Consider the following 26,224-nt stretch of genomic DNA (forward strand, 5'->3'; position numbering starts at 1 on the left):
TCTCCACCCGGTGTCATGACGTTGGATGAGAAGCCTTGGTGGTACTTCACGTCACCGGAGCCGGTGTCGGCCATCTTCTTGCCTTCGAACTCGTCGAACAGTTCGGAGGGGTTCTTTCCGAGAATATTAACCAATACATTCAGGCGCCCACGATGAGCCATGCCGATGACGATTTCCTTGGCACCATAAGAACCAGAACGCTGGATAATTTCGTCCAGCATAGGAATCAGGGATTCCCCTCCTTCAAGACCAAACCGCTTGGTGCCCGGGTATTTGGTACCCAGGTATTTTTCCAGACCCTCTGCGGCTGTCAGACGCTCCAGCAGATGCTGTCGACCTTCAAAGCCCACTTCAGGTCGACCCCGTACACTTTCCATGCGGCTTTGAAACCAGCGACGCTCTTCAGTGTTGACGATATGCATGTATTCAACACCAATCGAACCGCAGTAGGTCGCCACGAGGGAATCGATAATCTCACGCAGTACCGCACGCTCTTTACCGATGAAAATGGTACTGGTCTGGAATTCAGTGTCCAGGTCTGCTTCACTAAGCCCGTGATACTCTAAACTCAGATCGGGAAACTGTTCGCGCTGCATGCAACCCAAAGGGTCGATTCGGGCCTGTTGGTGCCCCCGGATTCTAAAAGCACTGATCAGACGCAGTACCTGAATCTGCTTACGCTCATGGTCACTGGAAATGGTTCCGGCTTCGATTGGGCGGGTGCTCTGGCGCTGACGCGCCATCAAGACAAAATTCTCCTGAATGGTCGAGTGAGGCACGTCCGGACCACCACCGTTGACCTGAGGAAGTTTTTCAAAATAATCACGCCATTCCTCAGAGACCGAATTCGGGTCACGAAGGAATTGTTCGTATAGTTCTTCGACGTATGCAGCATTCCCCCCGGAAATATGTGAGGTATCCCACATTTGCTGCATCACACCTTCTTGCATCATCACTACCCCGTGAATGAAGGGCTGTCTAATCATGAGAGTCGCACTGTGGCCTGCTGTCCATTTTCCTGACAGGCAAAACGCTGAAAACCGGGACTTTCGCCTCCCCCGCTTATTCAAACCCCACAGATAGACCGGTGATCGACCGGCCGCCCCGCTATTAAAACCTGCCTGCCCTGCCCGTCATTAGGTTATGGGGTCAGTAGTCAGCCAGACTCTAGAGTAAACTACAGTTCCACCTAATTCGTGCGACAGTGCAACTATAGCAAGAAATTCCACTTCGGATCATTCGCTTCTCCAAAACTCTGGTATCAGCCTCCGAATCTTTAATTTGAGAATCAGTGTAGATGCTGCTGATAGAAAAAAACGTACGCACACACAGTACGTGCACATTTCATGCCAAGGGACCAGCCTCAACTTATATCTGAAAGCTCGCCCCCAACAGCCATTCCTTCCAGTGGGCCTCTTATGCAGCAATATAAGAGACCTCTGTTGCCTGTTTATTGGCATCAGTCTGCTAAGGTACCAGATCAGGTGGCACTATCAAATAGCATCTGTTTAATATGACCAATAGCTTTGGTTGGATTCAGACCTTTTGGACATACAGCAACACAGTTCATGATGCCTCGACAGCGGAACACGCTAAATGGATCATCCAGATCTGCAAGGCGCTCTTCAGTCGCAGTATCACGGCTGTCAGCCAGAAAGCGATACGCCTGCAGCAGACCGGACGGGCCGACAAACTTGTCAGGGTTCCACCAGAAAGATGGGCAGGCGGTAGAACAGCATGCACAGAGAATACACTCGTACAGGCCATCCAGTTTCTCACGGTCTTCAGGACTCTGCAGACGTTCGATAGCCGGTGCTGGCTCTTCATTGATCAGAAACGGTTTGATCTTTTCGTACTGTTTGTAGAAAAGACTCATATCCACGATCAGGTCACGGATGACTGGCAGACCCGGCAGCGGGCGTAGTATCAACTTTTTCTTGCTGCCCATGGCTTCCGACAGGGAGGTTACGCAAGCCAGACCATTGGTACCATTGATACTCATACCATCCGAGCCACAAACACCTTCGCGACAGGAACGGCGATACACCAGTGTTTCGTCCTTCTCCTTGATCAGGTTCAATACATCAAGCACCATCAGGTCTTTGCCCTCAGGAATATCTACCTCAATGTCTTTCATATAAGGTTTGGAGTCAGCCTCCGGGTTGTAGCGATAGACGCTAACACTTAACGAACTACCCAACATATTCCTGCCTCCTCCTCAATAGGTTCTGGCTTTCGGTGGGAAAGCGTCCATGGTCTTTGGTGCAAAGTTAACCTGACGTTTGCCGACCCGTTTTTCAGTCGGAAAGTATAGGGAATGCGCCAACCAGTTTTCATCATCACGCTCGGTAAAATCGTTACGAGCGTGTGCACCACGGGATTCCTTACGTTCTTCGGCGGAAACCGCAGTAGCATAAGCTACTTCATAGAGGTTCTCGAGCTCAAGTGCTTCAATACGCGCTGTATTGAACGCCTGGCTCTTGTCTTCCAGATGAGCATTCTCCAGACGCTCACCCAGCTCATTCAGCTTTTTCAGACCTTCCTGCATGCTATCGCCTTCACGGAATACACCAAAGTAAAGCTGCATGGTGTTTTGCAGATCCTTACGAACGTCAGCAACTTTTTCACCACTACTGGACTGATTCAGACGATCCAGGCGAGACATGGCGGCCTCAATATCACTACCAGAAGCATCAACACCATCAAAACCTTCTCTCAGGTTTTTCTCTATCTGGATACCTGCTGCACGACCGAACACCACCAGATCCAGCAAAGAGTTACCACCCAGACGATTAGCACCGTGAACGGATACACAGGCAGCCTCACCACAGGCGTAAAGGCCTTCAACCACCTGATCATTGCCTTCAGCATCAGGAAACAAAGCCTGGCCACCCACGTTAGTCGGGATACCGCCCATCATGTAGTGACAGGTTGGTACTACAGGAACAGGCACCTTAACCGGGTCTGCATGTGCAAATGTCTTGGATAGTTCACAAATACCAGGCAGACGCAGATTGAGAGTTTCTTCACCCAGATGATCCAGCTTCAGCAGAACGTGATCCTTATCAGGTCCACAGCCACGACCTTCCAAAATCTCCAGAATCATGGAACGGGCTACTACGTCACGACCAGCCAGATCTTTTGCGTTGGGCGCATAACGCTCCATGAAGCGCTCACCCTCACTGTTGATCAGGTAACCACCTTCACCACGGCAACCCTCAGTCACCAAAACCCCCGCACCATGAATACCGGTCGGGTGGAACTGCCACATTTCCATATCCTGCATTGGGAAACCGGCCCGCAGAGCCATACCAATTCCGTCACCGGTATTGATCAACGCATTGGTGGTGGAAGCATAGATACGCCCGGCACCACCGGTAGCCATAACAGTCGCTTTGGATTTGATATAAACGGACTCACCCGTTTCCATGCAAATCGCGATAACACCGGCCACCTGACCATTCTGATTCTTCACCAGATCAACAGCGTACCATTCATTCAGAAAAGTAGTACCGCCTTTCAGATTGGCCTGATAGAGGGTGTGCAGCAGAGCGTGACCTGTGCGGTCAGCTGCGGCACAAGTTCGGGCAGCCTGACCGCCCTTACCGAACTCTTTGGACTGACCACCGAATGGACGCTGATAGATACGACCCTCCTCTGTACGCGAGAAAGGCAGCCCCATGTGCTCCAGCTCAAAAACAGCCTGGGGACCTACCGAGCACATGTATTCGATAGCATCCTGATCACCGATATAATCAGAGCCTTTTACAGTATCGAACATGTGCCAACGCCAGTCATCCTGTGGATCTGCGCTGGCAATAGCACAAGTAATACCACCCTGTGCAGACACAGTGTGAGAGCGGGTTGGAAATACCTTGGTTACACAGGCCGTCTTGATACCCGCCTGAGTCAGTTGCAGTGCAGCGCGCATGCCAGCGCCACCACCGCCGATTACGATGGCGTCGTAAGTCAGTGTACGTAGAGCCGACATAGATTAATTCCCCCAGAGAATTTGAATGCCCCAGACGATGTAACTGAATACTGCAACAAAACAGATCAGCTGGAAGGGGAAACGAATCAGAACAGACTTACTTCCGAATGCACGGGCATTCAGATAGTCAGTGGCTATAGTCCACATCCCTACCCAGGCGTGGGCAGCAATGGACAGAATGGCAAGCAAGGTAAACACCTTAACCCAGGCCTGTTCGAACAGACCATTCCACTGCTGAAAATCCAGACCGGGATTTACAAGAACATAGCCGCCTATAAACAGCGTATAGGCAGCCAGAATAATGGCAGACAGTCTCTGCAGCATCCAGTCGTAAAGTCCACTTCGAGACAAGTTGGTAATATTGGTTACCATACCCACACCCCCGCGAGCACAATCAATACAGCCGACAGAATAATGGTGATGATCGCACCAGCCTTGCCTGACTCTTTACCTTCACCTACACCCACATCCATTAACAGATGCTTGACACCTGCAACAAAGTGGTAAATCAGACCGGAAAGCAGCACCCAGACAATAAATTTGACCGGGCCACCCGACATGAGTGTTTTCAGTTTCGCAAAGGACTGTTCCGAAGACAGCGACAGGTCCAGTGCATACAGCAGGAAACCAACTCCGACAAATAGCAATATGCCCGAAATCCTGTGCAGGATCGAGGTATAAGCTGGCAGAGGTAGTTTGATTGTGGTTATGTCTAGATTGACAGGTCTTTTGCTATTCACGTTTTTTGTCCCAACGCCCGAGGCGTGCACAGCTGAATCAGCAACATTATCCAGAGGTTATGACCTACTCGGGATCATGCCCTCTATCATCAGGTTTACCTGAACAGGCCACCCTGACTGCAGGCTAAGAAACCGCGTTAATTGTTGTTAACGTTCTCTTCTCACCCCCCCTCATGAAGCCCTCCACGACTTCGGCTGTGAAGTATAAACAGTTCGGTTTTCAATTACAATTGATTAACCCACTAAGCAAATTTACTATAGACCTCTGAGTTTATTGCGCAGACTTTTTCAACGACACACATGTTTGACAAACAGATTTCTGGCCCTATAGTGGTCGAACCGTGAAAGGGGCCCAACCATAAAAAAACTTATTCTGTGAGCACAATAATTTGGGTCCGAGACTAAGATAACGGCAGAATAAACGGCAAGACAGGAGCCTATGATGGCTGAAAAGAAAGCAACCCTCTCGATTGACGGCAAACAACTGGAACTTCCTGTACATACGGGCTCTCTCGGCCCAGATGTTGTTGATGTTCGCGGCCTGACTGCCAACGGTTTGTTTACATACGACCCCGGTTTCGTATCTACAGCTTCCTGCGAGTCAAAGATCACTTACATAGATGGTGAAAAGGGTGTGCTTCTGCACCGTGGTTACCCTATCGAGCAGCTTGCTGAGCACTCTGACTATCTGGAAACCTGCTACCTGCTGGTTTATGGTGAACTTCCCAACAGGAAGGAGAAAAAGCATTTTGAAGACACCATCATGCGTCATACCATGATTCATGAACAGATGGTAGACCTGTTCTCCGGCTTCCGTCGCGACGCTCACCCTATGGCCGTGATGTGCGGCGTAGTAGGCGCTCTCTCTGCCTTCTATCACGATTCACTGGATATCACTAACGAACGTCACCGTGAAATTTGCGCCTATCGCCTGATTTCCAAGATGCCAACCCTGGCAGCTATGACCTACAAATACTCCATCGGACAGCCGTTCGTCTACCCGCGCAACGATCTGGGCTACGGTGGCAATTTCCTGCATATGATGTTTGCTACGCCCTGTGAAGAGTACGAAGTTAATCCAGTTCTGGCTCGTGCCATGGATCGTATCTTCCTGCTGCATGCAGACCATGAACAGAATGCTTCAACATCGACTGTGCGCCTGGCAGGCTCCAGTGGTGCCAACCCATTCGCCTGTATTGCTGCTGGCATTGCAGCTCTGTGGGGGCCGGCTCACGGTGGTGCCAACGAAGCGGTACTGGTTATGCTGAATGAAATCGGTGATGAGAAACACATCGATGAGTTCATTGACCGCGCCAAGGACAAAAACGATCCCTTCCGTCTGATGGGCTTTGGTCACCGCGTCTACAAGAACTTTGACCCACGTGCCAAGGTTATGAAGCAGACCTGTGACGAAGTACTGAGCGAACTGGGCCTGGAAGACGATCCTCTGTTCAAGATCGCCAAGCGTCTGGAAAAGATCGCCCTGGAAGACGAATACTTCGTTGAGAAGAAGCTGTATCCGAACGTGGACTTCTACTCCGGTATCATTCTGAAAGCTCTGGGCATTCCAACAGAGATGTTCACTGTAATCTTTGCAACCGGTCGTACACCGGGCTGGATTGCTCACTGGCATGAAATGATCAGCGGTGAATACCGCATTGGTCGTCCGCGCCAACTTTACACCGGCGAAACTTCCAGAGATTTTATTCCGGTATCTGACCGCTAAGCAGCCTCCTGAAAGCCGGTGCTATTATCGGCTTTCAGACCTCCTCTGTTTCACCTGCCTCAGACTTTTTGTGTCATTTCAACGCCTTTGAAACATGACTGCCACTATTTCCCGGGGGACCAAAAACATCGTTCCGGACTGATTAATCGTAATGCTGGCTGAACCTGTCAAACGGACAAGGGCCAAAACATTCTTTAGATGCTTTCAGTCTCGTCTACTTTTAACCGATATTACCTATGAGTAGCTTAGGGAGTAGTGTCCCGGCATGAACGGCTAGTACGATAGAGCTAATACGATAAAACAATGACTGAACTTTTCCTGAACCCAGAGCCCTGGATTGCTCTGGCAACTCTTACCGTCCTGGAGATTATTCTGGGCATCGACAACATCATTTTTATTACAATCGTTGTCGACAAACTGCCTGCACATCAACGCAACAATGCCCGCAGACTGGGACTATTACTGGCAATGTTCACAAGGATCCTCCTGCTACTCTCCATTACCTGGATCATGACACTCACTGCCCCGCTATTCCATCTGTTCAACCATGCCCTATCCGGTCGGGACCTGATTCTTCTCGGTGGCGGGCTCTTTCTGCTCACCAAAGCCACTCATGAGATCCATGACGCTCTTGAACCCGGCGAAGATGAAGGACCTCACCTTAAACCAAGAGGGTATGCTATAACTCTTATCCAGATTGCCCTCATCGATATTGTTTTCTCCCTGGATTCAGTCATCACCGCAGTAGGGCTGGCAGAACACCTTTGGGTTATGATTACCGCCATTGTTATTTCGGTAGGCATTATGATGCTTGCAGCGGCGCCTGTTGGAGAATTTGTCAACAACCACCCTTCCTTCAAAGTGCTAGCGCTTTCCTTTCTGGTTCTGGTGGGTGTCTCTTTGATAGGAGAAGCTCTGGACTTTCATATCCCGAAAGGCTACATCTACTTTGCCATGGCGTTTTCACTGGCCGTCGAGATGCTCAATGGCCGTTTGCGATCGGAGCAAAACAAGTAACAGGAAAGTATTCTCCATTTATTGAGCAACACCCTCTGACTACTGGAGCTTTTATGTCCTGCCCGATTCTTTTTGATATGGATGGCGTGATTGCCGACTCCTGGCGACCCTTTTTCAATTACTGGTCAGAGATCCTGATCAAAATGGGCGCAGATAACCTCGCGACTGAAGCGCAAATTCTCGCCCTCTTTGAAGGCAATTTCTTCAAAAAGCTAGGCCAGCAAATCCCCGGTGACTGGATGCAGCCCGCTTTTTTGAATAGCGCGCGGCTCGCCCACTTAAAGTTTATGAAAGAGTGCCCTTCTGTTCCTGACGTCAGTGAAAGTCTTCAGCACCTTGCTCAACACTACCCCCTTTACCTGATCACCTCCAACTTTACCGAAGCGGCAGAACATTTCCTGACAAAACAGAATATCGGGTGTTTCAGGGAAGTTATGGGAATGGAGCAAGGCGTCATCAAGACGGACAAAATCCGGACAGTGATGAAACAGCACCCAGACCAGCCCTGTTATTTCGTCAGCGACACCTCAGGAGACCTTAATGAGGCCCGTGAAGCCGGAGCTATTCCCGTTGCAGTCAGCTGGGGCTGGCACGACCGCTCAACCCTTGAAGCAGCAAAACCCGCTTTCATACTTGACAATCCGTCTGAGCTGCTAGAATTCAGCTTTCACATTTAAACCTCGGACAGGTACCCATGAGACCCAATCCTTTCAGAAATGGTTTCTCTGGCCATTTCTGTCTGAATGATGATAAACACCGAAATTCAATGATCCGGAATCACACAAAGCCACCCGCTCCCGGGCCTGTTGACCAAACCCGAAGATCCTGGCAGTCAGGCACACCAGAAGGCATTATTGACTAAAATGGGTAAGATTGATGAATAGCGTAAAAGCAGAGCTCATTACGCTCAGGTCCCACCTGCTGACAGGTACTAGCCATATGATTCCCTTCGTGGTGGCTGGAGGCGTCCTTCTTTCATTGTCTGTCATGCTGCATGGTAGAGGAGAACCCCCGGAGTCCGGTTTACTCAAAGATGTGTGGGACATGGGGGTTGCTGGCTTTACCCTCTTTATCCCCGTACTCGGAGGCTATATAGCCTGGTCCATTGCCAGCCGTCCCGCTCTGGCACCCGGGATGATTGGAGCCTGGCTGGCAGGTCAGTTCGGTTGTGGCTTTCTGGGAGCAATGATTGTAGGACTCATTGCAGGCTATATTGTTAATGCCCTCAAGAAAATCCCCTTTCCACCGACCATGCGACCTATTGCTATCATCTTTATCTACCCTCTGGCAGGCACGTTTCTGACCTCAGCATTGGTAATTTGGGTAATTGGACAACCCATCGCCAATATGATGAATCACCTGAACGAGTGGCTCTATAGTCTTCAGGGATTATCCAAGGTTTCACTTGGCGCCATTCTTGGCGGCATGACCGCTTTTGACATGGGCGGTCCTATCAATAAAGTCGCCACCCTGTTCGCTCAAACTCAGATACAAGATCACCCCTATCTAATGGGTGGTGTCGGGGTGGCCATTTGCACCCCACCTTTGGGTATGTGGCTGGCCACCCTGCTCTCCCCCGGGAAATACTCTGCTGAAGAGCGAGAGGCTGGCAAGGCTGCTCTGGCTATGGGTATGATAGGCATATCAGAAGGAGCAATCCCCTTTGCTGTTGCTGACCCAATACGAGTCATACCCGCCATAGTTCTGGGAGGAATTACCGGCAATGTAATAGGATTCATGGCCGAAGTCATCAATCATGCTCCCTGGGGTGGCTGGATCGTTCTGCCGGTTGTCGATGGTCGCCCCTGGTATATTCTGGCCACCATCGCCGGTGCACTGGTAACAGCTCTGGCTGTCAACCTTTTGAAACCTGTAAAGCCCGAATCTTAAGAGCTTTCCAGACAATTATCCTTACCCTGCGTTAAAAATATCTGAAGGCCAGATTAATTTATGAAGAACTCGCACTCACTGGTTGAAGTCACACCACAAAGTCACGATCTTTTGCTCGAGATAGTTTACGCTACCACGAGGAACTTCACTGGTAAGCAGGTTTATAAAAAACCTCTGTGCCTGATGCACGAAGAAGCCGCCAACAGATTGCAAAACGCCATTGAAGTTCTTCAACCCATGGGGCTCAAATTAAAAATATGGGATGCCTATCGCCCACTGGAAGCCCAGCAGGAACTCTTTCAATGTGTACCGGACCCTCAATATGTGTCCCACCCGAAAACCGGGTTACGTACCCACTGCAGAGGGATAGCTGTTGATCTCACGCTGGTTGATCAGTTCGGACATACATTGGAAATGGGCACAGAGCTGGATGACTTCCGCCCATTAGCTCACCATGGCAATGACCAGATTACCGAGCTCGCACAGAAAAACAGGTTAATCCTGGCAGGCGCCATGAATGTGGCTGGATTCGACGCTCTTGAAAATGAATGGTGGCATTATCAATTACCTGATGCTGATCTATATCCGATATTAGAGGAAAATGAAGTCTGTTCAGGTATTATCTAGTGCCGCCGAATCTTATGCTTGATTCCGCTCGCACAGAGCTTGTCCAAGTGCAGTGCCACTGACCTTCAACAAGCCCGGGACGAACAGAGTGCGTGTCTATACCAACTCTGCTGTATGGGTAATCAGCTTGCGAATCTCAGGAATACAGGATCCACAGTTTGTTCCTGCCTTCAAAGACTGACCCACCTCGACAGGGTCAGTAAAGCCTTCCTCTTCAATCACACGACAGATGGTTTTCTCGCCCACACCAAAACAGGCACAAACCACTTTGCCAGTATCTTCTCCCTTCGGTGGAATGCCTGCCAGTAATCGCCAGCGCTCTGAAAAAGGAATATCTTCTTTTTCAAAAGCAGCCTGTAGCCATACACGATCACTGTCGGGCAATGACTCTCCAACAATAAGAAGAGCCTGCAGCTGGCCAGATGCAAACCAGGCACTACGGGCACTGCCTGTCTTCAGATCAGTGTAATCAATTCTTTCCTTGCCTGAGCCGACACACTCCAGCATTGTAGAATCAATGGATTGGCCTGCCACCTCATATCGGAACCCCTGCTGGAATTTCACCTCTGTGGCATAATCAAACGGCTCAAAGTCCTGCTTTTTGCGACTTAGTAAAACCGCCTGTTGCTTCAGAGAAACTGCTTCAATGCAGGCAGGAGTGTGCTTGCAACCCGGCTGCTTTGACCAGGGGTCTACCTCTGGCTTCACCAAAACACCACAGTGACCGCTTTTGCTGTTCTGCCGTGTCCAGTGCATGGGCATGAAAACATTACCCCTACCCACTGAAGGTGTGACAGCAACCCTGACCAAAATGGCATCAAAGGCTGTAGTCAATCGACACAATCCCTGGTCAGCCAGCCCGTACTTCTGAGCATCTTCAGGATGAACTTCCAGGAAAGGCTCATCAATGTGCTGACTTAACCTGGGCGACAGTGCTGTACGCGTCATGGTATGCCAATGATCACGAACCCTGCCAGTATTCAGCAACAGCGGATAGTCGGCGTTGGGCTGATGGTAGGAAACCCTAAACTCCGTTGAAACAATATTCGCCCGACCTGTTTCTGTGAAAAAGCCGCCATCAGCAAACAATCTTGTATGTGGCTGAGCAGACGTTTGTCCTGTCACCAGTGGCCACTGGAATGGATCAAGTGCTTCGTATTCCGCATCCGAAATGGAAGCCACAGCACCAATATTAAAATCTCTTGTACGACCCTTAGAATTATTCTCAAAAGCAGAGAGAGCCGCATGTTCACGGAAAATATCAGCAGATCTCTGATAATTAAAGGCGTCACCAAACCCCATCTTTTCTGCCACCTTCGAAATAATCCACCAATCAGGTCTGGCGGCTCCGGAAAGTTCAAACAGAGCTCTCTGCCTCGAAATTCTTCTCTCCGAGTTGGTGACCGTGCCGTCCTTTTCACTCCAGCCAGCGGCGGGCAAACGGATATGGGCAAACTCAGAAGTATCTGTTTTTTCAATGCAATCAGACACGACGACCGTCGGACACTTTTTCAGGGCACTGATCACCGTATTGCTATCAGGCATACTGACCACAGGGTTAGTACCCATAATCCAGACAAATTTTATGTCGCCGTTATTCATGGCATTAAACAAATCTACGGCTGTTTTACCCGGTGATGTAGCAATATTCGGTGCCTTCCAGAATCGCCTGACCCGATCCACATCGTCCGTGTGAAAATCCATATGAGCAGCCAGCTGATTGGCCAAGCCTCCAACCTCCCGACCTCCCATCGCATTTGGCTGACCAGTAAGTGACAATGGCCCAGATCCCGGCTTGCCAATACGTCCCGTAATCAGGTGACAGTTGATGATGGCATTGACTTTATCGGTACCAGCAACGGACTGATTCACACCCTGAGACCAGGCAGTAACGACTTTTCCGGTCTCTGCAAACCACTCACAAAACTGCTTGAGAGCAGCTTTATCAATCCCGCAAAGTTTGGCAACCGCTGAAAAACTCCCTACTTTTCTGGCGGCGTTCAGAGCCTCATTAAAACCTTGGGTGTGCTGATCAATGTATGCCTGATCCAACTTATTGTGCTTATCAAGGTAGCTAAATAACTTATTGAAGAGAGCGGTGTCGGTTCCTGATTTCAGAGGAAGATGCAGGTCGGCGATGTCACAGGTATCAGTGGCACGAGGATCGATGACAACCACCTTCATGTCTGGACGCTGCTCTTTTGCAGCCCTTATTCTCTGGAATAATACCGGGTGACACCAGGCTGTATTGGCACCGACCAGCACGATCATATCGGCTAATTCAAGGTCCTCATAGTTACCAGGCACAGTATCAGAACCGAATGACCTCTTTTGACCTGCTACCGTAGAAGCCATACAAAGGCGTGAGTTGGTGTCTATGTTGCCGGAACCAATAAAACCCTTCATCAGTTTGTTAGCCACATAGTAATCTTCTGTCAGTAATTGACCAGAGCCGTATAAAGCCACCGCTTCAGGACCGTACTCTTCTATTGTGGTTTTCAGTCGATAAACAACCTCATCCAGGGCAACATCCCAATTGACTCTCTGCTCACCTATATAAGGGGTCAGGAGACGATTCTCCAGAGAAACCGTTTCTCCGAGTGCACTGCCTTTTGAACAAAGACGTCCAAAATTAGCAGGGTGGTTCTTCCGGCCTTCTATATCCACCAGATGGAGCTCTTTATCGGTGACCGTCGCCTTGATACCGCAGCCAACACCACAATAGGCACACGTCGTATTGATGACTTGCTGAGGGTGATTGCATATATCGATGCTGTCAGCCATAGACATACTTCCTTCATTGGAAATTTCTTAGTGTTTCAGTGCATCTGCATTCAGATAACGTTTGCCGAAAATAAGTTGGTCGCGGATATCTGAAATATCTCGCCCTGTTTCCATCAATTCCTGATACCAGAGACCATCTGAAGCATCGCCAAAGAGCAGAGCCCCCTTCAACTCGTTATCACGGATCACCAGTTTTCGATAGATGCCAACTCCTGCAGCATCAATGATGATTTCTTCATCACTCTCTTCTGCAACAAACTGTCCACTGGAAAACAGATCAATACCGTCTACTTTCAGGCTGGTTGGTATCGGAACTGGCTCAAACCGCTCTCCCGACGAGCCCAACAGTCGATGCACAGCCACCTGAGCGTGCCCATAAACCGGCGCCACAAGACCAAACAGATCGTTGTTCAGCTGCACACACTCGCCAATCGCCGTTACTGAAGGGTCTGAGGTTTGCATTCTGTCGTTCACCAGAATACCTCTATCACACGCCAGACCAGTACCTCTGATCAGTTCTATGTTGGGCCGAACCCCCGCTGTCACTACCACCAGCGAAGCCTGTAACCACTCGCCATCTTTCAGTTGCACGCCGGTCACTTTTCCATCATCACCCGTATAGGAATCCAGCATGGCACTGCAACGGAACTCAATACCTTTTTCTTCCAGTGCTTTCTGCAAAAGCTTTCCGGCCTTTTCATCCAGCTGTCGGGCCATAGGAATGGACATGGTATCCACCACGGTGACCTTCATACCCCGACTGGCAAGGCCACTGGCACATTCAAGACCCAAGAGTCCGCCGCCAATTACCACGGCCTTTGCCCGGGGTCTGGATGAAGCTGTAAGCATCTGCTCAACATCATCAAGATTCCTGAAAGCCATAACTCCTTTCAGATCAGCTCCGGGTACAGGAATACGATTGGGTAGAGAACCCATCGCCAGAACCAGATGATCGTAATCAAAACTTTGACCACCCACTGTCTCGACTCGCTTCAACTCAAGATCAAGACCATCAACCCGATAGTCGCTGCCCGAAAACAGGCTGATATCCTGGTTCCGATACCAGGATTCAGGTTGCAGTTGAATACCCTGAAGATCGACACTGCCTGCCAATAACTTGGATAGCTGAATCCGGTTGTACCCGGGGCAGGATTCCTCAGAAAGAACGGTGACCTGATACTCACGGCTATTCTGCTCAGTAAGCTTTTCCAGAAAGCGAACTGAGCCCATGCCATTTCCCACCACCAGCAGCTTTCGCTTCAATGACGGATGACGACTGACGCTGGCCGCCTGTAACGCCGCTGTCATATCAGGCTGCCTCGATAGTGACCGACACCAGTGAGACCTGAACCCTCTGGTCCACGACTTCCACGGGATAAGTATTTAACGCCACGGTTTCATCTTCCAGACACTGACCGGTGCTTAAATCAAAGTGCTGTTTATAAATGGGCGACGCTACCACCAGACGCCCTTCCAGATCTCCTACCAGACCACGGGAGATAACATTGGCCTGACTGAATGGATCGTGGTTATCCACTGCATAAACTTGGTCGTCTACTTTAAACAGGGCAACTTGAACGCCTTCCACCAGAGCACAGACACCCAAGTTCTGAATAAGATCACTTTCACTGCAAACGGTTGTCCAAACTTTATTAGCTATGGGCACTTGATTGGCTGCGGGCACTTGAGTCATGGTTAATGTCTCCTTATTATTCGCTTCGTTTACAGCTGTTTCAGGGCGATTTTTTCGTCATGGGTAGCAGGACGAATCTGATCACGCTCGTTCACAAACACTACGTTACTGTCGCTTTCATCACTGTTGATAAAATGATTGAAACGTTTGAGCTTTTCAGGATCTGAGAGGGTGGTTTTCCATTCACACTGATAGGTACCCACCAGATAGGTCATCTCATTTTCCAGCTCCTGACAGATCCCCAGACTGTCCTCGATAATCACTTCACGCAGGTAATCAAGACCGCCTTCCAGATTATCCATCCAGACTGAAGTACGTTGCAGACGATCAGCGGTGCGGATATAGAACATCAGGAAACGATCAATGTATTTAACCAGAGTTTCATCATCCAGCTCGGTAGCAAACAGGTCGGCATGACGCGGCTTCATACCGCCATTACCAGAAAGGTAAAGGTTCCAGCCTTTTTCCGTGGCGATAACACCCACATCTTTACTCTGGGCTTCAGCGCATTCACGGGTACAACCGGAGACAGCCATTTTGATCTTGTGCGGAGAGCGTACACCCCGGTAACGATTTTCAATGGCGATGGCCATACTGGTACTGTCCAGTACCCCATAACGACACCAGGTACTGCCAACACAGGATTTCACGGTACGCAGTGACTTGCCGTAGGCATGACCGGTTTCAAAACCTGCATCGACAAGCCGTTTCCAAATTTCCGGCAACTGTTCCACACGGGCACCAAAAAGGTCGATCCGCTGACCACCGGTGATTTTCGTGTAGAGGTTAAAATCGCGACCTACTTCACCAATGGTAATCAGTTTATCGGGCGTAATTTCTCCCCCCGGAACCCTCGGCACAATGGAGTAAGTGCCGTCTTTCTGCATGTTGCCGAGGAAATAATCGTTGGTGTCTTGCACTTGAGCATGCTGATCTTTAAGCACATATTCGTTCCAGCAGGAAGCCAGAACGGAGCCAATGGTGGGCTTACAGATATCGCAGCCTCGCCCCTTACCGTGCTTTGCCAGAACTTCGTCGAAAGACTTTAATTCACCGACACGGACCAGATGATAGAGTTCTTGTCTGGAGTGAGGGAAATGCTCACAGATATCTTTTTTAACCTCAACACCCAGCTCAGTCAGTTCATGATCAAGAACCTGCTTGACCAGAGCCGTACAGCCACCACAGCCGGTTCCGGCACTGGTTTCAGCCTTTAGTGCGCCCATGTCCATGCAGCCACCGGCCACCGCGTTAACCAGATCACCTTTGCTGACGTCATAGCAGGAACAGATTTGAGCCGTTTCTGGCAGAGCCGCCACACCCAGACCCGTTGCAGCAGAGCCATCGGTCTGAGGCAGGATCAGTTCGGCTGGATTTTCCGGAGGCCGCATATCATTCAACATCATCTGCAGCAGACTGCCATATTCTTCGGCATCACCGACCAGAACAGCACCCAAAACCTTTTTCTTATTCTTGGAAACCACCAGTTTTTTGTAAACTTCTTTTTCTTCATCAATCAGCTGGTAGCTCAGACAACCTTCGGTATTGCCATGGGCATCACCAATACTGGCAACATCGACGCCCATCAGTTTCAGTTTGGTGCTCATGTCAGCACCGGAAAACTGATTACCGTCCCTGCCTGTCAGTTGATCCACAACCACCTGCCCCATCTGGTAGCCCGGTGCCACCAGACCAAAGATACGACCACTCCAGAGGGCGCACTCACCAATAGCAAAAATGCGTTTATCCGATGTACGACAGTCGTTATCAATAACGATACCGCCACGCTCACCCAGTTCCAGACCGGAACTTTTCGCCAGCTCGTCTCTGGGGCGAATACCTGCTGAAAACAGCACGATATCGGTATTCAGCTGTTCGCCGTCAGCGAACTGCATCTGATGAACAGCGCCTTCACCATCAACAATCTGACGGGTATTTCTGGAAGTATGAATGGTGACCCCCAGACCTTCGATCTTGCGTCTGAGCATGGCACCACCGCCGTCATCCACCTGAACAGCCATCAGACGAGGAGCAAATTCAACCACGTGAGTCTCCAGCCCCAGATCTTTAAGCGCTTTTGCTGCTTCCAGCCCCAGCAGACCTCCGCCAACAACGGCACCGACTCTGCCATTACGGGCAGCTTCCTTAATAGCTTCGAGATCTTCGATGGTGCGATAGACAAAACAGTTTTCACGGTCGTGCCCGGGCACAGGAGGAACAAACGGATAGGAGCCTGTAGCCAGTACCAACTGATCGTACTTTTGAGTAATGCCACTGGCCGTGTTTACTTCACAGGACTTACGATCTATCGATATGATGGCTTCATTAAGAACAAGATTGATGCCTTCCTGCTCATAAAAGCCTTCAGAAACCATAGACAGGTCCTCCGCAGAGCGCCCCGTGAAAAACTCACTGAGATGAACCCTGTCATAGGCAGGACGGACTTCCTCGCCAAACACTACCACTTCGAAACGATTCAGGCCTCCGGCGTCGACCAGCTTCTCAAGAAAGCGGTGACCGACCATACCATTACCGACTACCACCAGGGTTTCTTTTCCGATCATCTCGGACATCCTCTTCAATGTGACGCATTGGGCCGGAACAACTACATCCATTAGAGCCAGCCTCTTTTCTGATGGTTGTGTTTAAGCAACTGTCGTGCCCACTTTCAAAACACGCTAAAAAACAGGAGTATATCTCGGGGCAATCCAGGTGCCTGCACAAAAATAATGCACCCGGAAATAACCAAACCGCTGACAAGCACCATTTTGGTGAGAAGAAAAATAATAGTTAGAGACTTTGCATACTTAAATAAAGGACTCCCCTATACATAAGAGAAAATTCATTAAAAACGAATAAAAATGCAACTTAAATTCAAGCATTTACCATATTGGCCTGATGTTTGCTTTTGATTGGGAAATCTCTTAAACAAGGAGGATGTATGAGCAACCCCGATTCGTTTAACCTGTTTTCATTTAGCGGGAAAACCAAGATTCTGCACCTTAGCTGGATTGCCTTCTTTATTAGCTTTGTGGTCTGGTTTAACCATGCGCCACTGGCCCTGGCTATTTCTGAGTCTCTGGGCCTCACTCGTGAAGAACTTAAAACCCTGCTGATTCTGAACGTGGCCCTCACCATTCCGGCTCGAGTCATCATTGGTATGCTCACCGATGTTTACGGTCCCAGAAAAGTCTATTCCGGACTTCTGGCCATCTGCAGTATTCCTTGTTTTATGTATGCCCTGGCGGATGACTTCACCCAGGCCGCCATAGCCCGCTTTATGCTGGGAACTATTGGTGCAGGCTTTGTAGTCGGTATTCGTCTGGTGTCTGAGTGGTTCCCGGCCCGCCAACTGGGTACCGCTGAAGGGATTTACGGTGGCTGGGGCAACTTTGGTTCTGCCGCTGCCGCTATGTCTCTGCCCACCATTGCCCTGCTCTTTGGTGGAGAAGATGGCTGGCGCTACGCAATCGGCCTGACCGGATTAATCTCCCTGCTGTTCAGTGTCGTCTTCTACATGAACGTCACTGACACCCCTAAAGGCTCCACCTACTTCCGGCCCAAGAACATTGGTGCCATGGAAGTCACCAGCAAGGGCGATTTTGTCCTGCTGCTGATCATGAAGATACCCATGTATGCCGCACTGGCTCTGCTGACCTGGAAGCTTTCACCAAAAGGTGTTGCCATGCTGAGTGCCGGGATTTCAACGGCTATATATGCAGGCCTGACGGCCATCTATCTGTTTGACGCCTGGAAAGTCTGGCAGGTTAACAAGCAGATTTTCTCCGAGCCTGTCCCAGCCATTCACCAGTATCAGTTCAAGCAGGTGGCTGTTCTGAACGTGCTCTACTTCGCCACCTTCGGCTCAGAGTTGGCAGTAGTTTCTATGCTGCCCCTGTTCTTCGCAGATACCTTTGAATTAGATCCGGTCATGGCAGGTCTGGTAGCTTCCGCTTATGCCTTTATGAACCTGATGTCTCGTCCGGGTGGAGGATTACTGAGCGACAAGTTTGGTCGTAAGATCACCTTGCTTGTTCTGACTGCAGGGCTGGCCGGTGGTTACTACATGATGAGCATCATAGACTCCGGCTGGCCTCTGGTTCTGGCTGTGGTTGCTGCTATGGCCTGCTCCTTCTTTGTGCAGGCCGGTGAAGGTGCCGTATTTGCAGCCGTCCCCCTGATCAAACGTCGACTGACAGGTCAGATTGCCGGTATGACCGGAGCCTATGGTAACGTAGGGGCTGTCTTCTACCTGACGGTATTGTCTCTGGTAGACTACTCCACTTTCTTTATGGTTATCGCAGGCACCGCAGTACTGGGCTTCTTAACCCTGTTCCTGATGGAAGAACCCAAGGGTCAGATGGCCGAAGTGATGCCGGATGGCAGTGTTACCATGATTGATGTGACCTGATCATTTTGTTTCAGTGGTCCACTACGGACCACTGAAACAAAACACTGCCACTGAATACCTTTCAAACATGATCCTCTATTTCACAATCATCACTCTTGCAACGCCTGCCAAAACGTAGAGTCCCCACCGTAAAGAGGCTGTCACGATTCTGAATCCCCGGCAGGCCAGTGTGCCTCAGCGAAAATCCGTGGACGTCCTCTTCACTCTGGCTCGCACAGTGGAGACAAAAACAACACCTGACGTAAATAAAACCATAAGCTTTCAGCCTGCCACTTTTCAACGTCATCTGTATGGACACATTCGCCCTGTTGACCTCCATTTTCGATCACGAAAGGCGTGCAAATTCGCAGAGGAGCGTAACTGAATCCTGTACTAAACTGCGTGTTGCAATTTTTATACATTTAAGCTCCTCTGAATCACGCCGCTGAGAAGCCAGGTATTGCGCCCCTTCCGAAATTCATGCAGTTCAATCTATCAGGTATTATCATGCCACTTCCAATCAACAAAATACCCAAGAATATTCATGTTACTATCGTCGGCCCTGTTGCAGGCTGGGAGTTTAGTTTTCTGATAATATGGGCCAAGGTGAACACAGACCATACAATCCATGTATGGGCCCCCAAACGTTTGATATACCAAAAAATTCTATATTCGCTGCTTTTTTCTGAGAGAAACAAAATAACTATTGAAAAAGATTACCCTGCTGATCTTGCGCAGTTGAGAGATAGCATCTGGGCAAAAGTCGATCATTTTATGGGTGAAGACGCTGACATAGAAAGTCTGGATATAGAGAAATCTGATTTTTCAGATAACGTAAAGGAGGCGTTTACCAGCCAACTGACCAAAATCAATACAGCCTTAAATCAAATTGAAACATCCATCAGCAATGCTCACGTTCATAGAGAGACCAGTCATTTTGAAAAAATCAATAGTCAATATATCAGGTACAGTTTAGGCTTTAGTAACACGTTAACAATCGAAAGATTTATAGGACTGTATCATGAATATGATCTTGGAGGAGTATATATTGATAAAGGACTAATGCCAAAGCTTAAGAGTAAGCCCTTTCTAAAAAGAAGCGATTCGCTCAACCCTATATCGGGGATGGCAGCAAGTAATGAGGATAGAAAGGAGCTCGACAGAGCCAAGATACGTGCTCTTTTAGAAAAAATGTTTTCAGATGGAATGATTACAGACCCTGCTCCTTATTTTGATAGATACGACACAATCCTTCCGAAGGAAGAGTTTAATCGGATCAAAGATATCATAGAGAACACCAGTATGGGTGATCTATTCCATGAACTGGAAGAATATAATTTAAAAAGAAGCAACCGTCATAGATTATTCTTAAATAAAAAAGTAAATTTTGAGGATAATATTTTTCCTCGATCTCTTGATGCTTCAATCCAACCAATAATGGTGACATCCAGATCAAGAAATTCAGTATTAAAAATGATACTTGATGAAACCCGTTTCCTTCATGAAACTGCAGAAAATTTAAGAAAGTCAGCAATAAGTAAACAAGAACTCATATCAAAAACAAGGGAGAAGATCGAAAATTTTTATCGAGAAAGCAATGTCATTGTCTCCAGCGATAACATTGATAAAGTTACAACGATGTTAACTGCCCTGGCAGATGATACCAAAGGGACTGACGACCACATTATCGATCAATTGGGTTACGAAGCTTTTGAAAGATTAATAAACATAAATTTAAAAGAAAGACCTTCAATTCAGCTAACTGATAACTTCTTGGCAAACACCCCCTTCTATAACAGGAAGTCTTACGACCCTGATATTGACGACTTACAAATAGTGCCCGAACAACCCTACGACAAACTAATAATACTTAACTTTTCTGATAACTCGAACGATAAAGGCCAATCTTTAACAAAGTCTTCTAATCTTTATAAACTGTATCTCACTGAAAAAAATAGCGTTTTGTACGACGTTGTTAAAACTGCTCCAGAGGGAAGTAAAGAACTTAAAACAATAAAAGGCGTACCACTCAATAAAATTGGCAGAGACACTAAAGTCATAATCACTGGAACTCTTTATTTCCCCGATATATCGAATGAACGTTCTTCTTCCTACTCACGGGAAATAGTGGCAGAGCTAACATCGCATTTAAGTACGGCAATCCCCCAGAATACCGTCGTTCAAAGCATAGTATTCTTTTTTGATAACTCTGCACAAGACATTCCGGGTTTTGAGGGTACATTGGATGCCAGCCAAAAAGATTATGTTATACCTGAAGTTCTGAGGGAGTTGGCCAAAGAAGGTGTCTTTGCAAATTCAGCTGTTGCGGTTAGGGGATCGCTGTCAGCAAGCGTTCCTCAACAAACGGCCGTTGATCCTGATAGGCCGTCAACCTCTGCAGATGCACCCCATTCTGAACTCAACCGTATTGTTTTTACCCTGAACGAAGAGAGCATCGTTGCATACCAGGCCAGATTCGGGTTGGCCTCCCTCGATCCCCGAATTAAGTTTACCGGCACCCGAATCGAGGTTGAGCACACCAATACCAGACCCGAAGTTAAGAATACCGATACCGGAGCCAAAAAGTTTTTGATCAAAGTCATACTCGAGCATGAGTCTATCGAAGCCAGACTCAAAGAGGATTTGATCGGAGTCATCGTCAGAAATAAGCCTATCGATGCCAGTATCAAGGAGAATTTGGTCGCAACCATATTGCAACATGAGTCTATCGATTCAGGACTCAAAGAAATTTTGGTCAAAGCCATACTCGAACTTGAGTTCAACGATGACGGACTCGAAGCAAATAGAGTGGATAGTTCGACCGAAGGTGAATCTGCCTCTGACCTATCGGAAGATGAGGTGCGCAAGTCCACAAACGACTATGATCCCCAAGATCCCAGAAAAGATGCTCGACACTACTCATTACACGATGATTTTCAAAGCGCGATCTTACATGGATTAGTTGCGCAACCGGCGACTGAAAAAGTGGCTTTCGTCAATCCGGACAAGAAAGAAACTGATCGTTTGGAAGACACACTCCGCACGGCGCTGCTGTCTTCATCTTACAGGGAATGGCTTGCTCGCTACGAGAGGCGTTTCACCGAATCTAACGAAGTCAACCTGCTTGAGCGGGAAATGAACACCTTCCAAAGTGAAGAAGCAAAGAACAGGGCCTTCGAAAACCTCAAAAGACGGATAAAGGCAACGTCATACGATATCTTCCCCCTCGATCTTACAAAGATAAAGGATGTCGCCGCGCTTAACGCGATATACAAAAATGATTTCAACAACATCAGCGTTTTCACAAACCTGCCATCGGGCTCCTGTAGCAGGCGTCGAAGATCAGCCGATACCGGCGGTTGTGAAGCCCGACTTAGAGAGCTGGCCAGTGCCCTCCGGTTACTGTCCGACGCTAACACCCAACTCTATATCCGGGACCGCACCACCGATATCGCCCTGCTTGATACTGCCAACGATTCGACGCTCTCGCGGCTTCAGATATTTTACACAGACCTCCGTCGCAAGGAAGGCAAGGCAGACCTGGCACGCACCCGGGGCAAGCACTACGTCATTGCCCTGGACAACGCCTCGTTTACCCGGGCCCAACAACAAATAAAAGCCGGGACTCTGAGTGGCCAGCCCCTGTTGCTGAAAGCCACTCCCTCTTACGGTTATGTGCTGCTCACTCCCGAGGGCCGGGTGCAGTCGGCCATTGCCGGGGGAGACGGCAACCAGGTCACTGTGATAGGCCAGCCAGCCAGACTGATCACCCGGGCATTGACGACACTGGTCAAAGATTTCACCGCTGACAGCCACATCAGCAGCCTGACCGTCAGTGATCTTCCCGGTAGCAACCATTCCAGTGGAATCAACGTCCTGAATGCCCTGAAAACCTTCATCGCCCGCGCGCCTGCTAACGGCAAGCCCCTGGTGGGCAAGCTGGTGATCGAGCCCCAGAGCCACAGCAATTCTGTTTTCAAAAGACTGGTGAGGGATACCAAGCGCCTGATGCCAAAGGACCGCCCGGCAATAGGAGCCCTGGTGCTGCGCTCCCCGGCCACCGGACGACCTGAGTACTGGCTGTTTCCCGGCGAAACCAAAGTGCTGATACCACCCCGGCCAACGGGTTCAAAAGCCCTCCGGAATTTGCCGTCCAGCCGCCTTTCAGTGCCCGCGGAGCCCCAGACAGATACGGTGAACAGTCTATCCGCTGTCGCCAGGGAACGAAGCGAATTCAGGCAGCGACTGCTGGATTTTGACACCACCCTCAAAGGCCTTAAAACCCGGCACTCACTCCCCGATAACATCCTTCCCATGCTGGATACCCTCCGTCGGGATGGCCAGGGCTGGCGCATGGACTTTATGGAGCCCGATACCCTGGCCCGAAAGAACATCCACTTTACGTCCGCAGCCTTTAAGCGCTTTCAGGGCTTTCTCCAGAATGCCGGTCGTCCATCACCATCGCAGGTCAAAGGGAAAAAAACAGCCACCGGCGGTCTGGAAAGACTCAGGTCTTTTATAGGTCTTCACGACCTGATCGCCGGGATTGCCCCCGTGGGACATCATTACAAAAACACTCCGACCCAGAATATGACGGACACCGAACGGCAGATTCATATCGGGCGCCAGACACTTTTTTATGCCGCAGTGACATTGGAAGGGGCTGACCTGACCTCTCTTGGGGTAAAGGGGCTCAAGCTGTTCACCCCAACCTTCAAGCAGCCATTTTCTTCCAGCCAGACCGCGCCAAAGCTACCCGGTACCCATTCGGGCAAGTTGTCCGGGGGGCTGAAAAGGGCCAAGGTGCTGGGTAAAAAAGCTGGACATTTTTTACCCGTTCTGGGTCTCGGCGTGTCAGCAGGCAGTCTCACCCTGACCGTGATGGAATATGAGAAAGAAAAAGACCCTGAAGTCAAGAAACTCATGGAATCCAGGGTGATCTTCGAGTCGGTGGATACCGCTGTCTCCATCCTTTCAGATTTGGCCGGACCTGCCGGGTTCATCATTGACGGTATCATGCACTTCGTCAGGGGTATTTTTAATCGACATTATCAAAGGAAGTTAAACAAGCTGATCTATAAAAAATTACGGGACGCCTCGGGTAAGGCGGTCCACATCTTTAACCCGATTCACGCCCAACTGGACCCCACAAGCTTCCTGGCCAAAAACCAGACCCTCAATGCTCTGATGAGCGGGGATGGCAAAAATCTCCTGACCCTGAACATCAAGTCCATCGACCTGGTGAACCGGACCCTGACCTTCGGGGGCGGCTTCTCATTCTCGCAAACCTTCATCGCCGGGAAAAAAAACGACTGGGCCAAGTGTAAGGATACGACCTATGTAAAGAACGGCCCCGTCCATGAATGCGCCAGCGACATCAACCGGTTGGAGTACTCCAAGGTTCCCTTTAACCTGATCGAGGATGCCCTGAAGACATTGTGCCGGACAGAGTCGCGTTTAATCGGGTACCAATGCAGAAACGGGGTGTTCCACAACCTGGATCAGATGGCCGACAAAAAGATGATTTTAATGCCTTCTGTGCCCGAGTGGCAGGTCAAGCTCTTATACGACCAATTTGACCAGACCTCTCGAGGGAGTGCGCCAGACAGCCGTTCTCCCGGAGCGAAATTTCTGGATGCCGTCGGCAATGACAAGCTGCAACGGTTATACCAGAAAAAGGTGAAAAACATCAGGCTCACCCAATATCGCGGGGAACACTTTAGTTCTAAACGTACAATCGTCCACACAGATAAATACATTGGCCAGATGTTCACCCGTGCGGGCGACTTCAAGTACCTTTCCTCACGCAGCCGCCTGGATTTAGATAAAAGAAATTACATCATCGTCTTTAGCAAGATCTCTGCCGAATTCACCCGGCTGCTGAGTTACGACCTGTACAGCCCTGAAGGGGCTGGCAACACCTACCTCCTGATGTCCAACGGTGGTCACTTCATCCGCATTCACCCCCGTGGCAAGACGGCCTCTACCTGGGTATTGAACTACAATGGGCCGCTCCCCTATAGCTGCCTTGCCGGGGGCGGCTGGAAGCAACGCTGTTCATCCAGGCTGGACCAGAACAAAAAAACCTGGACACTCACACTGGGTGAGACCCGTTTCCAGTTTCCTGCCCCGACGCCGGACGCCCCCTACAGAGTAATAGTCCAGAATGCTAACGCACGATTTGAGTGGCTGCCACCAGATCGCGAAGTGGATCGCGAAGTGGATCGCAAAGTGATTCACCGCTTATACGACAATAGCGAACTGAATAACAGCGGGCCAAGGGCACAGAAACTGCTCAGAATGACGGCCCATAACACCGCTGCCAGCCGGTTTCTGCCGTTGGAACTGAAGCAATGCAACACTTCGTTCCTTGCACGCTGCATGGACGGGGCGCCAGTGCAGTGGATCAGACCTCACGGGCGGGTGGTGATCGGTTTCCGTGATGTAACACCCGGAAGCGTGTCTAAGCTGAACCCGCAATGGTTGGAATACCAGAAGTACTGTCAAAAAAAGGCCGAAGAGTATCTTGAAACACCCTATTCCTGTTTCCCCAACAAGCTGGGACTGGCCAAAACTGATTGGGATAAGCTAGACCGGGTGAAGCTCTGGTACGATACCCGTCACCATAAGGAAATCCAGCTCATCGTCCCCAATGACCGGTTACAACCGGTACAGGGGAACCCGACCATCGGCTACTATTTTTTTGACTCCGTCAACAGTCAGGTGTTATTCAGGAACGCCAGTGCCCTGAACCAGGGCATCCGGCATTTTCGTGAGTTTGACGCCAGCGAGCAGGGCGCCGTGTTTGGTCGCAAGGTATCAAGGACAGTGCCGGGCAAAGATGACTCCCAATTGCTGGTGTTTGAGGCCCCCTATTATTACCTGTTGACGGCCACCCGATCCGGTCAGCTGGCTCACCGTGTGATTGCGGCAGAGGCTCTGGATAGCCAGCTCAGCGCTACCCCCATAGCGGCAACAGACAAAGGGCTGATTCCCTTTCAGGTCGTCGACAGTTACGACAGTCGACGTATCCTGCGGGCCGGTTTTTATGACGGGTCCACCCAAACCTATATTGCCTTCCTGAGCAGCCTGCTGGACGGCGGTCGGCTGATCTATGGGGACGACGGCAGCAGTCTTCTGCAGATCAGTGAGCCTGTCCAGAAGCAACTGCACAAGAACCACCTGCCAGTGCACAAGGTAGTGGGCCAGCAGATCTACTACCTTTTATTCAGTCAGCATTCCGGCAACCTGTATTACCTGAGCACCGACGTAAATCGCCCTGCGGGCATCCAGCGGCTGAGCTCCGGTTTGCAGGTGATCCGCCCGGCGGGCGAGCAGCGGACGGTGGCAGAGATGGCCAAACACC

17 protein-coding genes and 1 pseudogene are annotated in these 26,224 nt (G+C 49.7%); 8 read left to right on the forward strand and 10 right to left on the reverse strand.

Annotation, left to right across the window (positions count from 1 at the left end):
- The 5 genes and pseudogenes from KDK18_RS09400 to sdhC all read right to left on the reverse strand — a co-directional run.
- Window positions 1–950, reverse strand: a pseudogene (locus KDK18_RS09400) (2-oxoglutarate dehydrogenase E1 component); the annotation flags it as partial.
- Between the two features lie 530 nt (window positions 951–1,480).
- On the reverse strand, window positions 1,481–2,203 hold the full coding sequence (locus KDK18_RS09405) for a succinate dehydrogenase iron-sulfur subunit (protein ID WP_257254646.1): 723 nt from the start codon (window positions 2,201–2,203) through the stop codon (window positions 1,481–1,483).
- Window positions 2,204–2,218: 15 nt separating this feature from the next.
- On the reverse strand, window positions 2,219–3,991 hold the full coding sequence (gene sdhA / locus KDK18_RS09410; RefSeq protein WP_257254647.1) for a succinate dehydrogenase flavoprotein subunit: 1,773 nt from the start codon (window positions 3,989–3,991) through the stop codon (window positions 2,219–2,221).
- Window positions 3,992–3,994: 3 nt separating this feature from the next.
- On the reverse strand, window positions 3,995–4,363 hold the full coding sequence (sdhD, locus tag KDK18_RS09415; RefSeq protein ID WP_257254648.1) for a succinate dehydrogenase, hydrophobic membrane anchor protein: 369 nt from the start codon (window positions 4,361–4,363) through the stop codon (window positions 3,995–3,997).
- Window positions 4,357–4,731, reverse strand: coding sequence for a succinate dehydrogenase, cytochrome b556 subunit (gene sdhC, locus KDK18_RS09420; RefSeq protein ID WP_257254649.1), 375 nt, complete (start codon window positions 4,729–4,731; stop codon window positions 4,357–4,359). The genes sdhD and sdhC overlap by 7 nt, the downstream gene beginning before the upstream one ends.
- A 442-nt stretch (window positions 4,732–5,173) precedes the next feature.
- Between sdhC and gltA the strand changes: the two genes are divergently transcribed.
- The 6 genes from gltA to ddpX all read left to right on the forward strand — a co-directional run bounded on the left by gltA (window position 5,174) and on the right by ddpX (window position 9,991).
- Window positions 5,174–6,457: a citrate synthase gene (gltA, locus tag KDK18_RS09425; protein WP_257254661.1), complete on the forward strand. Its 1,284-nt coding sequence runs from the start codon at window positions 5,174–5,176 to the stop codon at window positions 6,455–6,457.
- A gap of 303 nt (window positions 6,458–6,760) precedes the next feature.
- On the forward strand, window positions 6,761–7,474 hold the full coding sequence (locus KDK18_RS09430; protein WP_257254650.1) for a TerC family protein: 714 nt from the start codon (window positions 6,761–6,763) through the stop codon (window positions 7,472–7,474).
- Between the two features lie 53 nt (window positions 7,475–7,527).
- On the forward strand, window positions 7,528–8,151 hold the full coding sequence (locus KDK18_RS09435; protein ID WP_257254651.1) for an HAD family hydrolase: 624 nt from the start codon (window positions 7,528–7,530) through the stop codon (window positions 8,149–8,151).
- A gap of 17 nt (window positions 8,152–8,168) precedes the next feature.
- Window positions 8,169–8,336, forward strand: coding sequence for a hypothetical protein (locus KDK18_RS09440; RefSeq protein ID WP_257254652.1), 168 nt, complete (start codon window positions 8,169–8,171; stop codon window positions 8,334–8,336).
- 14 nt (window positions 8,337–8,350) lie between these two features.
- Window positions 8,351–9,364, forward strand: a complete 1,014-nt coding sequence (locus KDK18_RS09445; protein ID WP_257254653.1) for a PTS fructose transporter subunit EIIC — start codon at window positions 8,351–8,353, stop codon at window positions 9,362–9,364.
- A gap of 60 nt (window positions 9,365–9,424) precedes the next feature.
- A complete protein-coding gene (gene ddpX / locus KDK18_RS09450; RefSeq protein ID WP_257254654.1) occupies window positions 9,425–9,991 on the forward strand; it encodes a D-alanyl-D-alanine dipeptidase in 567 nt (188 codons plus the stop codon).
- Window positions 9,992–10,087: 96 nt separating this feature from the next.
- On the opposite strand, the gene KDK18_RS09455 is transcribed toward ddpX, so the two are convergent.
- Genes KDK18_RS09455 through nirB form a run of 4 tightly spaced genes read right to left on the reverse strand, consistent with a single transcriptional unit; the run spans window position 10,088 to window position 17,032 of the window.
- A complete protein-coding gene (locus KDK18_RS09455; protein WP_257254655.1) occupies window positions 10,088–12,775 on the reverse strand; it encodes a nitrate reductase in 2,688 nt (895 codons plus the stop codon).
- A gap of 27 nt (window positions 12,776–12,802) precedes the next feature.
- Window positions 12,803–14,083 carry an NAD(P)/FAD-dependent oxidoreductase gene (locus KDK18_RS09460; RefSeq protein WP_257254656.1) on the reverse strand — a complete coding sequence of 427 codons (1,281 nt, stop codon included), beginning with the start codon at window positions 14,081–14,083 and terminating at the stop codon, window positions 12,803–12,805.
- A gap of 1 nt (window position 14,084) precedes the next feature.
- Window positions 14,085–14,468 (reverse strand): nitrite reductase small subunit NirD, encoded by a 384-nt coding sequence (gene nirD / locus KDK18_RS09465; protein ID WP_257254657.1) that lies wholly within the window; start codon window positions 14,466–14,468, stop codon window positions 14,085–14,087.
- Between the two features lie 29 nt (window positions 14,469–14,497).
- Window positions 14,498–17,032 (reverse strand): nitrite reductase large subunit NirB, encoded by a 2,535-nt coding sequence (gene nirB, locus KDK18_RS09470; protein ID WP_306670909.1) that lies wholly within the window; start codon window positions 17,030–17,032, stop codon window positions 14,498–14,500.
- A gap of 377 nt (window positions 17,033–17,409) precedes the next feature.
- On the opposite strand from nirB, the gene KDK18_RS09475 reads away from it, so the two are divergent.
- Window positions 17,410–18,879, forward strand: coding sequence for a NarK family nitrate/nitrite MFS transporter (locus tag KDK18_RS09475; RefSeq protein WP_257254658.1), 1,470 nt, complete (start codon window positions 17,410–17,412; stop codon window positions 18,877–18,879).
- Between the two features lie 200 nt (window positions 18,880–19,079).
- Here KDK18_RS09475 and KDK18_RS09480 read toward each other — a convergent pair whose 3' ends face one another.
- On the reverse strand, window positions 19,080–19,280 hold the full coding sequence (locus tag KDK18_RS09480; protein WP_257254659.1) for a hypothetical protein: 201 nt from the start codon (window positions 19,278–19,280) through the stop codon (window positions 19,080–19,082).
- 85 nt (window positions 19,281–19,365) lie between these two features.
- Here KDK18_RS09480 and KDK18_RS09485 point away from each other — a divergent pair.
- Window positions 19,366–26,224, forward strand: a 6,859-nt coding sequence (locus KDK18_RS09485; RefSeq protein ID WP_257254660.1) for a hypothetical protein, incomplete at its 3' end; no start/stop codon positions are given.

The sequence above is a fragment of the Endozoicomonas sp. SESOKO3 genome, from assembly GCF_024606255.1.